General features: G+C 51.9%; 9 protein-coding genes and 2 pseudogenes. 4 read left to right on the plus strand and 7 right to left on the minus strand.

All coding sequences use genetic code 11. The features are described from left to right. On the minus strand, positions 1-64 hold a 64-nt coding region (locus K0778_RS23595; protein ID WP_001676991.1), incomplete at its 3' end, for an IS1 family transposase. A 46-nt stretch (positions 65-110) separates the two neighbouring features. Here K0778_RS23595 and cusF point away from each other — a divergent pair. The 4 genes and pseudogenes from cusF to pheP form a co-directional block, all read left to right on the plus strand. After that, a pseudogene (cusF, locus tag K0778_RS23600) lies at positions 111-329 on the plus strand (Cu(+)/Ag(+) efflux RND transporter periplasmic metallochaperone CusF); the annotation flags it as partial. A 15-nt stretch (positions 330-344) separates the two neighbouring features. Next, the gene (gene cusB, locus K0778_RS23605; RefSeq protein WP_063084430.1) at positions 345-1568 is read left to right on the plus strand and encodes a Cu(+)/Ag(+) efflux RND transporter periplasmic adaptor subunit CusB; all 1224 of its coding nucleotides are present in this window, start codon (positions 345-347) and stop codon (positions 1566-1568) included. Positions 1569-1579: 11 nt separating this feature from the next. Beyond that, positions 1580-4723, plus strand: coding sequence for a Cu(+)/Ag(+) efflux RND transporter permease subunit CusA (gene cusA / locus K0778_RS23610; protein ID WP_063084431.1), 3144 nt, complete (start codon positions 1580-1582; stop codon positions 4721-4723). A gap of 101 nt (positions 4724-4824) precedes the next feature. Further along, positions 4825-6201, plus strand: coding sequence for a phenylalanine transporter (gene pheP, locus K0778_RS23615; protein WP_000786320.1), 1377 nt, complete (start codon positions 4825-4827; stop codon positions 6199-6201). A 67-nt stretch (positions 6202-6268) separates the two neighbouring features. Here pheP and ybdG read toward each other — a convergent pair whose 3' ends face one another. The 6 genes and pseudogenes from ybdG to K0778_RS28680 form a co-directional block, all read right to left on the minus strand. After that, positions 6269-7516 carry a mechanosensitive ion channel YbdG gene (ybdG, locus tag K0778_RS23620; protein ID WP_001153148.1) on the minus strand — a complete coding sequence of 416 codons (1248 nt, stop codon included), beginning with the start codon at positions 7514-7516 and terminating at the stop codon, positions 6269-6271. Between the two features lie 107 nt (positions 7517-7623). Beyond that, positions 7624-8277: an oxygen-insensitive NAD(P)H nitroreductase gene (nfsB, locus tag K0778_RS23625; protein ID WP_000351464.1), complete on the minus strand. Its 654-nt coding sequence runs from the start codon at positions 8275-8277 to the stop codon at positions 7624-7626. Positions 8278-8370: 93 nt separating this feature from the next. Beyond that, positions 8371-8739, minus strand: a complete 369-nt coding sequence (locus K0778_RS23630; protein WP_000360951.1) for an MmcQ/YjbR family DNA-binding protein — start codon at positions 8737-8739, stop codon at positions 8371-8373. A 64-nt stretch (positions 8740-8803) separates the two neighbouring features. Beyond that, the gene (locus K0778_RS23635; protein WP_000682514.1) at positions 8804-9052 is read right to left on the minus strand and encodes a DUF1158 domain-containing protein; all 249 of its coding nucleotides are present in this window, start codon (positions 9050-9052) and stop codon (positions 8804-8806) included. 65 nt (positions 9053-9117) lie between these two features. Beyond that, on the minus strand, positions 9118-10236 hold the full coding sequence (locus tag K0778_RS23640; protein WP_001130654.1) for a YbdK family carboxylate-amine ligase: 1119 nt from the start codon (positions 10234-10236) through the stop codon (positions 9118-9120). Between the two features lie 215 nt (positions 10237-10451). Beyond that, positions 10452-10669 (minus strand): annotated as a pseudogene (locus tag K0778_RS28680) (hypothetical protein). Between the last annotated feature and the right edge of the window lie 70 nt (positions 10670-10739).

Here is a 10739-nt window from a genome sequence, read left to right on the forward strand (position 1 = left end):
TGCCGTTACGCACCACCCCGTCAGTAGCTGAACAGGAGGGACAGCTGATAGAAACAGAAGCCACTGGAGCACCTCAAAAACACCATCATACACTAAATCAGTAAGTTGGCAGCATCACCGGCGTGGTAAAGGGTATTGATCTGGAAAGCAAAAAAATCACCATCCATCACGATCCGATTGCTGCCGTGAACTGGCCGGAGATGACCATGCGCTTTACCATCACCCCGCAGACGAAAATGAGTGAAATTAAAACCGGCGACAAAGTGGCGTTTAATTTTGTCCAGCAGGGCAACCTTTCTTTATTACAGGATATTAAAGTCAGCCAGTAACCCAGGTTTAATGAGATGAAAAAAATCGCGCTTATTATCGGCAGCATGATCGCGGGCGGTATTATTTCTGCGGCAGGTTTTACCTGGGTTGCAAAGGCGGAACCGCCTGCAGAAAAAACGTCGACCGCAGAACGTAAAATCTTATTCTGGTACGACCCAATGTATCCCAATACGCGGTTCGATAAACCAGGTAAATCGCCGTTTATGGATATGGATCTGGTGCCGAAATATGCCGATGAAGAGAGTTCTGCGTTTGGTGTGCGCATTGACCCGACTCAGACGCAGAATCTGGGGGTGAAAACGGCTACCGTCACGCGCGGACCGCTGACTTTTGCCCAGAGTTTCCCGGCGAATGTCAGTTACAACGAGTATCAGTATGCCATTGTGCAGGCTCGCGCTGCCGGGTTTATCGACAAGGTGTATCCGCTTACCGTGGGCGATAAAGTACAAAAGGGCACACCGCTTCTCGACCTGACCATTCCTGACTGGGTGGAAGCGCAGAGTGAGTATTTACTGCTGCGCGAAACCGGCGGTACGGCGACCCAGACTGAAGGCATTCTTGAGCGGCTGCGACTGGCGGGAATGCCGGAGGCGGATATTCGCCGCCTGATCGCCACGCAAAAAATCCAGACTCGCTTTACGCTCAAAGCGCCCATTGATGGCGTGATCACCGCGTTTGATCTGCGCGCGGGAATGAATATCGCCAAAGATAACGTGGTAGCGAAAATTCAGGGTATGGACCCGGTGTGGGTCACTGCTGCGATCCCGGAGTCTATCGCCTGGCTGGTGAAAGATGCCTCGCAGTTTACCCTCACCGTTCCGGCGCGACCGGATAAAACACTCACCATCCGCAAATGGACGCTGCTACCTGGCGTGGATGCCGCGACCCGCACGCTGCAGCTGCGTCTGGAAGTCGACAACGCCGACGAGGCGCTAAAACCGGGCATGAACGCCTGGTTGCAACTCAACACCGCCAGCGAACCGATGCTGCTCATTCCGTCACAAGCGCTGATTGATACCGGCAGCGAACAGCGGGTGATTACCGTTGATGCCGACGGGCGCTTTGTACCGAAACGCGTTACTGTTTTCCAGGCATCGCAAGGCGTCACCGCATTACGCTCTGGTCTGGCGGAAGGTGAAAAGGTGGTTTCCAGCGGCCTGTTCCTGATTGATTCCGAAGCCAATATTTCTGGCGCACTGGAGCGGATGCGCTCTGAAAGTGCTACCCATGCGCATTGAGGGAATAACCAATGATTGAATGGATTATTCGTCGCTCGGTGGCGAACCGTTTTTTGGTGCTGATAGGCGCGTTGTTTCTGAGCATCTGGGGCACCTGGACCATCATTAATACGCCAGTGGATGCGCTGCCGGATCTCTCCGATGTGCAGGTTATTATTAAAACCAGCTATCCCGGTCAGGCACCACAAATCGTTGAAAATCAGGTGACTTATCCGCTAACCACCACCATGTTGTCGGTGCCTGGCGCGAAGACTGTGCGCGGTTTCTCACAGTTTGGCGACTCTTATGTGTATGTCATTTTCGAAGATGGCACCGATCCGTACTGGGCGCGTTCGCGGGTGCTGGAGTACCTCAACCAGGTACAGGGTAAGCTGCCTGCGGGAGTCAGCGCCGAGCTGGGGTCAGATGCCACGGGTGTTGGCTGGATCTATGAATATGCACTGGTGGATCGCAGCGGTAAGCACGATCTGGCCGATTTACGCTCATTACAGGACTGGTTTCTCAAATATGAGCTGAAAACCATCCCTGACGTTGCGGAAGTGGCGTCGGTGGGCGGTGTGGTGAAAGAGTATCAGGTGGTTATCGATCCCCAGCGCCTGGCGCAGTATGGCATCAGTCTCGCCGAAGTAAAAAGCGCGCTGGATGCTTCAAACCAGGAAGCGGGCGGTTCGTCGATCGAACTGGCGGAAGCGGAATATATGGTGCGCGCCAGCGGCTATCTGCAAACGCTCGACGACTTTAATCACATCGTTTTAAAAGCCAGTGAAAATGGCGTGCCCGTTTATCTGCGCGATGTTGCGAAGGTCCAGATTGGCCCGGAGATGCGCCGGGGCATTGCCGAACTAAACGGCGAAGGCGAAGTGGCGGGCGGGGTGGTGATCCTGCGATCCGGCAAAAACGCCCGAGAAGTGATCGCCGCCGTGAAGGACAAACTGGAAACGCTGAAAAGTAGTCTGCCGGAAGGCGTGGAGATAGTTACAACATACGATCGCAGCCAGCTCATTGACCGCGCCATCGACAACCTCAGCGGCAAGTTGCTGGAAGAGTTTATTGTGGTGGCGGTAGTCTGTGCGCTGTTTCTCTGGCATGTGCGCTCGGCGCTGGTGGCGATTATTTCGTTGCCGCTGGGGTTGTGTATTGCTTTTATTGTCATGCACTTCCAGGAACTGAATGCCAATATTATGTCGTTGGGTGGCATTGCGATTGCCGTCGGGGCGATGGTCGATGCTGCTATCGTCATGATCGAGAATGCGCATAAACGGCTGGAAGAGTGGCAGCACCAGCATCCTGACGCCACGCTGGATAATAAAACGCGCTGGCAGGTGATCACCGATGCGTCTGTTGAAGTGGGGCCGGCGCTATTTATCAGTCTGCTGATTATCACGTTGTCGTTTATCCCGATCTTCACCCTGGAAGGGCAGGAAGGGCGTCTGTTTGGCCCGTTGGCGTTCACCAAAACGTATGCGATGGCGGGTGCGGCGCTGCTGGCGATCGTAGTGATCCCGATCCTGATGGGCTACTGGATCCGTGGCAAAATTCCGCCGGAAAGCAGTAACCCGCTCAATCGCTTTTTGATTCGTGTTTATCATCCGCTGTTGCTGAAAGTACTGCACTGGCCGAAAACCACGCTGCTGGTGGCGGCGCTTTCGGTGCTGACGGTTCTCTGGCCGCTCAATAAAGTTGGCGGGGACTTTTTACCGCAGATCAATGAAGGCGACTTGTTGTATATGCCATCGACGCTGCCGGGGATTTCCGCAGCAGAGGCGGCGAGTATGCTGCAAAAAACCGACAAGCTAATTATGAGCGTACCTGAAGTGGCGCGGGTATTTGGCAAAACCGGGAAAGCGGAAACCGCCACCGATACTGCTCCGCTGGAGATGGTAGAAACGACCATCCAGCTTAAGCCGCAGGAGCAGTGGCGGCCAGGCATGACGATGGACAAAATCATTGAGGAACTGGATAACACCGTGCGGCTGCCGGGGCTGGCGAATCTGTGGGTGCCGCCAATTCGTAACCGTATCGATATGCTCTCAACCGGCATTAAAAGCCCCATCGGCATTAAAGTTTCCGGCACTGTGCTGGCGGATATCGACGCGATGGCTGAGCAAATTGAAGAAGTAGCGCGAACGGTGCCAGGCGTAGCTTCTGCGCTTGCCGAGCGGCTGGAAGGTGGGCGCTATATCAACGTTGAGATTAACCGTGAAAAAGCCGCACGTTACGGTATGACGGTGGCGGATGTGCAGTTGTTTGTGACTTCTGCGGTGGGCGGGGCGATGGTTGGCGAAACGGTGGAAGGGATTGCCCGTTATCCAATTAATCTGCGTTATCCGCAAAGCTGGCGCGATAGTCCGCAGGCACTGCGCCAGCTGCCGATCCTGACGCCGATGAAGCAGCAAATCACCCTGGCAGACGTGGCCGACATTAAAGTCTCTACCGGACCGTCGATGCTGAAAACCGAGAATGCGCGCCCGACGAGCTGGATTTATATCGATGCCCGCGATCGTGACATGGTGTCGGTGGTTCACGATTTGCAAAAAGCGATAGCTGAAAAAGTGCAGTTAAAACCGGGCACCAGCGTGGCATTCTCCGGGCAGTTCGAGCTACTGGAGCGCGCCAACCATAAGCTTAAACTCATGGTGCCGATGACGTTGATGATTATCTTCGTGCTGTTGTATCTGGCGTTCCGTCGGGTGGGCGAAGCGTTGCTGATTATCAGCAGCGTACCGTTTGCGCTGGTGGGCGGCATCTGGTTGCTGTGGTGGATGGGCTTTCATCTTTCCGTGGCGACGGGCACTGGCTTTATCGCCCTCGCCGGGGTCGCCGCCGAATTTGGCGTGGTGATGCTGATGTATTTACGTCACGCCATAGAGGCCGTGCCGTCGTTGAATAATCCACAAACATTCAGCGAGCAGAAGCTGGATGAGGCGTTATATCACGGCGCGGTCCTGCGCGTGCGCCCGAAAGCGATGACGGTGGCGGTGATTATCGCCGGTCTGCTGCCGATTCTGTGGGGAACGGGGGCTGGTTCAGAGGTGATGAGCCGGATTGCCGCGCCGATGATTGGCGGCATGATCACCGCACCTTTGCTGTCGCTGTTTATTATCCCGGCGGCGTATAAGCTGATGTGGCTGCACCGACATCGGGTACGGAAATAAAAGCAGGATACCCCGTTTAACCGTGTGGATTGTGTCTTGCGACGATGGGCACTAAATGTTAAAAGGTGCCCCTCAACAAAAAAGACACACAGGGGAAAGGCGTGAAAAACGCGTCAACCGTATCGGAAGATACTGCGTCGAATCAAGAGCCGACGCTTCATCGCGGATTACATAACCGTCATATTCAACTGATTGCGTTGGGTGGCGCAATTGGTACTGGTCTGTTTCTTGGCATTGGCCCGGCGATTCAGATGGCGGGTCCGGCTGTATTGCTGGGCTACGGCGTCGCCGGGATCATCGCTTTCCTGATTATGCGCCAGCTTGGCGAAATGGTGGTTGAGGAGCCGGTATCCGGTTCATTTGCCCACTTTGCCTATAAATACTGGGGACCGTTTGCGGGCTTCCTCTCTGGCTGGAACTACTGGGTAATGTTCGTGCTGGTGGGAATGGCAGAGCTGACCGCTGCGGGCATCTATATGCAGTACTGGTTCCCGGATGTTCCAACGTGGATTTGGGCTGCCGCCTTCTTTATTATCATCAACGCCGTTAACCTGGTGAACGTGCGCTTATATGGCGAAACCGAGTTCTGGTTTGCGCTGATTAAAGTGCTGGCGATCATCGGTATGATCGGCTTTGGCCTGTGGCTGCTGTTTTCTGGTCACGGCGGCGAGAAAGCCAGTATCGACAACCTCTGGCGCTACGGTGGTTTCTTCGCCACCGGCTGGAATGGGCTGATTTTGTCGCTGGCGGTAATTATGTTCTCCTTCGGCGGTCTGGAGCTGATTGGGATTACTGCCGCTGAAGCGCGCGATCCGGAAAAAAGCATTCCAAAAGCGGTAAATCAGGTGGTGTATCGCATCCTGCTGTTTTACATCGGTTCACTGGTGGTTTTACTGGCGCTCTATCCGTGGGTGGAAGTGAAATCCAACAGTAGCCCGTTTGTGATGATTTTCCATAATCTCGACAGCAACGTGGTAGCTTCTGCGCTGAACTTCGTCATTCTGGTAGCATCGCTGTCAGTGTATAACAGCGGGGTTTACTCTAACAGCCGCATGCTGTTTGGCCTTTCTGTGCAGGGTAATGCGCCGAAGTTTTTGACTCGCGTCAGCCGTCGCGGTGTGCCGATTAACTCGCTGATGCTTTCCGGAGCGATCACTTCGCTGGTGGTGTTAATCAACTATCTGCTGCCGCAAAAAGCGTTTGGTCTGCTGATGGCGCTGGTGGTAGCAACGCTGCTGTTGAACTGGATTATGATCTGTCTGGCGCATCTGCGTTTTCGTGCAGCGATGCGACGTCAGGGGCGTGAAACACAGTTTAAGGCGCTGCTTTATCCGTTCGGCAACTATCTTTGCATCGCCTTCCTCGGCATGATTTTGCTGCTGATGTGCACGATGGATGATATGCGCTTGTCAGCGATCCTGCTGCCGGTGTGGATTGTATTCCTGTTTGTGGCATTTAAAACGCTGCGTCGGAAATAAGGCATTGACGCTACATCCGACAAAACGATGTCCGCTCTCATCCATTCGATGAGAGCGGTTTTTTTAATTACTGCTTAAATGCACCCGCCAGAGAGCGAATATCATTGCCGGTTGGCGACTGATGAAGTCGCAGACCAAACTCTTCGACAATCGCAAATATGTGATCGAATATATCAGCCTGAATGCTTTCATATTCCAGCCACACCACGGTGTTGGTAAACGCATAGATCTCGAGCGGTAAACCGTTATCACCTGGAGCCAGTTGGCGTACCATTAAAGTCATATCTTTACGAATCCGCGGATGGTTACGCAGATATTCGTTCAGATAGGCACGAAAGGTTCCAATATTGGTCATTCGGCGCAGGTTTAATACCGACTCCGTAGAACCTTGCTGGCGATTCCACTCATTAATTTCCTGATGGCGGCTGGTTAAATAAGGCTTTAACAAATGCGCTTTATTCAGACGTTGCATTTCGTCTTCATCAAGAAAACGAATACTGGTGACATCAATACTGATACTGCGCTTAATACGTCGCCCGCCGGATGCTGACATCCCGCTCCAGTTTTTAAAGGAGTCAGAAACCAGAGACCAGGTGGGAATAGTGGTAATGGTATTGTCCCAGTTACGCACCTTGACGGTGGTTAACCCAATATCGATCACCGCGCCATCCGCGCCGTATTTCGGCATCTCCAGCCAATCGCCCAGTTTCAGCATATCGTTCGCGGAAAGCTGAATACCTGCCACCAGACCAAGAATCGGATCTTTAAATACCAACATCAGCACGGCAGCCATTGCACCAAGACCGCTGATCAGAATCGCTGGCGACTGACCAATCAGCAGCGAGATCATCAAAATGCCGACCAGAATCGCGCCGATCAGTTTAATCCCCTGAAATATCCCTTTCAGCGGTAACTGGGATGCTGCCGGGAATTTCTGCGCCAGATTCAAAATAACATCCAGCAACGAGAAGACTGAAAGCAGCGCATACATCATGATCCACAACTGCGCGCAGGTAGTCAGAATATCTGCCGCTTCGGTGCCTTTTTGCAGCCAGAATACCGCCTGAATATTGACGATAATCCCCTGCAGGGTAAAAGCTAAACGGTGGAAGAGTTTATTCTGGGTAATGATTTGCAACCAAAGCCGTGAACTGGCGATGGCACGTTTTTCGAAGGTCCGCAGTACCACCCAATGCAAAATAATATGCACCACGACGGCGGTCAGAAAAATAATACCGAAAATCATCACCATCGAGGTGGTGTGATCGATCTCAATACCCGCTAAATCTTCAACCTGGGATATTAAATCCTGCATAACGTCTCCTTTATACAACAGCAGCCTATGATGACGGCTGAAACAGGGTTATGCAAATCAGGAGAATCTGAGGGGAAATAGCCGGGCAGATGCCCGGCAAGAGAGAATTACACTTCGGTTAAGGTGATGTTTTGCGGCAGACGTGATTTCGGCAGCGTAGCGTTAAAATCTTCAACGCTGTGATGACCTACCGGAACAACCACCAGACTGGTGTAGCCTTTCTCTTTCAGACCAAATTCTGCATCGAGGATGGCGGCGTCAAAACCTTCGATGGGTACCGCGTCCAGACCCAGCGCCGCCACGCCGAGCAGGAAGTTACCGACGTTGAGATAAACCTGTTTTGCCATCCACTCTGCATCATCATGCAGATCTTTACGGTGCATATCAGCGAAGAACTTGCGACCTTTATCGTTCGCGGCTTTCGCTTCCGGCGTGGCAAAGCGGCCATCAGCATCTTCCTGGTCAACAACCAGCTTCAGCCAGGCATCGTCCATCGCGGTTTTTGCACAGAACACCACGACGTGCGAGGCATCAAGTATTTTACGTTCGTTGAACACATAATTACCGGCAGCGGATTTGGCAACACGCGCTTTACCTTCTTCCGTGCTGGCAACAATAAAATGCCACGGCTGGGAGTTGGTGCTGGATGGGCTGTATTGCAGGAGAGTTTTGATCTGCTCGGCCTGTTCCGGGGTAAGTTTTTTACTGGCATCAAATGCCTTAGTGGAATGACGCTTTAAGGCGACAGAAATGATATCCATAAAGACTCCATGTGAAAGTAATTTTGCGTGCCAGCAGATTACAAGGTTCAACGAGAAATGGTAAGCGAGAAAAATGCGCTATAGATTTCCGCTTTAGCCTGGACGCACTCTTTTTTGATCGCGTTTAGCCAGACCATCAACCACCAGATTCCACGAATCGTTGATCAGATCGCGAAGTAACGCTTCGGAGATTTCCTCGCCGGGATACACCGAAATCCAGTGCTTTTTATTCATGTGATACCCTGGCTTAATGCTTGGGTATATTTGCTGATTTAACAGGGATTTTTGTGGATCGGACTTCAGATTGATAAAGGGGACGCCGCGTAGCTCCGACGACAGCATAAAAATCTTGCCGCCAATTTTAAAAACATCGAACTCCGGGCCAAAAGGCCAGCAAAGCTCGACAAAGGGTAACTCAAGGGCCAGGCGTTTCGCCGTTTCGTGCAGTGATTGCTTATCCATAAACGTTCCTTTAGGCGAAGGAGAATAAGCAAAGTATGCCGCGAAGTACGGCGATAATCGACGTTTAATCCGCCAGCGAGAACCAGCGTCGCCAGATAAAGCGCAGAACAAAATACTCAATAGCGCCCAGCACTAAAAACCACAGACAAAACAATAAAGTGTAAAGCTGACTAAGATCCATCAGATGGAACGTGCTCACCAGTTTTTGTGCCAGCGTCAGCCCCAATGCGGGGGCGGGAAGCAGCAGGCAAGAGAGGAAAGCCATCAGCAAAATGCCTGCTGCGGTGGTCAAGGTTTCTAAAGGGTGTTTCATAACATTGTTAAATGTAAGTTAAAACACCATTGTCAGGGATATTCTTCTGTAAGGCAATTCCCGACTTAGTCACCGGCCCAGATCTCACAATGCTTTTTCACCAGCCCAATCAGCGAGCCGCCATCGGCGACGAAATCGCGCATCAGCTGCGCTTCATTCAGACCGCTGACGACCTGGCGATGCAGTGCTTCAATTGCGCTCGATGCGCCAATTTTATGTGCGGAAGGGGCGATTTTTTCCAGCAATCGCAAGGTATCTTCCGTTAGCGGTCGACGATCACCAGTGTGCGGATCGGTAATGACGCCTTCCAGCCCATAGCGACAGGCCTGGAAACGGTTGAATTTATACAGCAGGTAATCTTTCTCCTGATGTTTGAACGGGCGTTCCGTCAGTAACCAGTGGGCGGTGGCCTGAATTAATCCCGCCATATTTACCGCGTGGCTAAGGGTTAACGGGGTATCCATCACCCGAACCTCCACCGTGCCAAAATGAGGACTGGGGCGAATATCCCAGTGCAGATCTTTAATGCTGTCGATCATCGTGGTGTAACTCAAACAGCGAAATAGGGCTTCAAATTGTTGCCAGTTACTGACCCACGGCATCGGGCCATTATCAGGAAAGGCGGAAAAAATATTCGGTCGTGAGGAGGCAAAACGCGTATCCGTTCCCTGCATATATGGCGACGCGGCGGAAAGGGCGATAAAGTGCGGCACAAATCGTGACAAGCCGTGCAGCAAATAAATGGCGTCATCGCCACTGGCGCAGCCAACATGGACATGCTGACCAAAAACGGTCGCCTGCTGAATGAGATAACCAAAGTTTTCCAGCGTGCGTTGATAACGTTCGTTATCGCATACCTCCTGACGCTGCCATTTCTGAAACGGGTGCGTGCCACCGCCGCAAATTTCCAGATGATGGTCTGTGGCTGCCTGCAATACGACTTTCTGCATCGCTGAAAACTGCCCGGCAGCCTGGTTGATATCACGGCAAACATCCGTCGCCAGCTCCAGCATACTTTCGGTGATATCGTGCTTTACCTCTCCGGCCGTGATCTTATTTTTAACCGCGTCAATCAGCATTGAAGAGTCCTGGCTTAAGTCATAGCCCGGCGGATTAACCACCTGCATTTCCAGTTCAATACCGAGGGTAAAAGGTTCAGAAACATGAAAATCGGGTAATGGCATAGGTTTCTCTTATGTTGGCGTTTTCTATTCAGTATAGAAGTCGGAGCGGCTGGGCGAGATGCGGAAGTTCTGGAATGTTTCTTTTTTTTGGTGATGGTGAACTGATGGTGCCTGAAGCAATTTGGCTACTTTTGCAATGTGACAAGTTATGGCAGTGCTGACTGGTGGCGAAGAATTTTGACGATTGAGTCATGCAGAAAAAAACGGGTTCAGCTTCAGTTGATTAAATGAGGAGTGAGAAGTCCGAAACAGGACTCACTGTATAAATAAACAGCTATTTTGTTGAGGAAGGGTAAGATAACGGCGGGTGCCTGAAGCTTTCCGGTTTCAGGTTTACTCTGAGGTCTGGAAAGATGAAGCCCCAGGAGATATTTCTATCAACCCTGTACTGCACCCATTTTGTTGGACGATGAAATGGAATAGCCCCTAATATGTCAAAGCCAAAATACCCTTTTGAAAAGCGCCTTGAAGTCGTGAATCACTACTTCACAACTGATGATGGT

Source organism: Escherichia sp. XD33 (genome assembly GCF_019375075.1).
GTDB lineage: Bacteria > Pseudomonadota > Gammaproteobacteria > Enterobacterales > Enterobacteriaceae > Enterobacter > Enterobacter flexneri_A.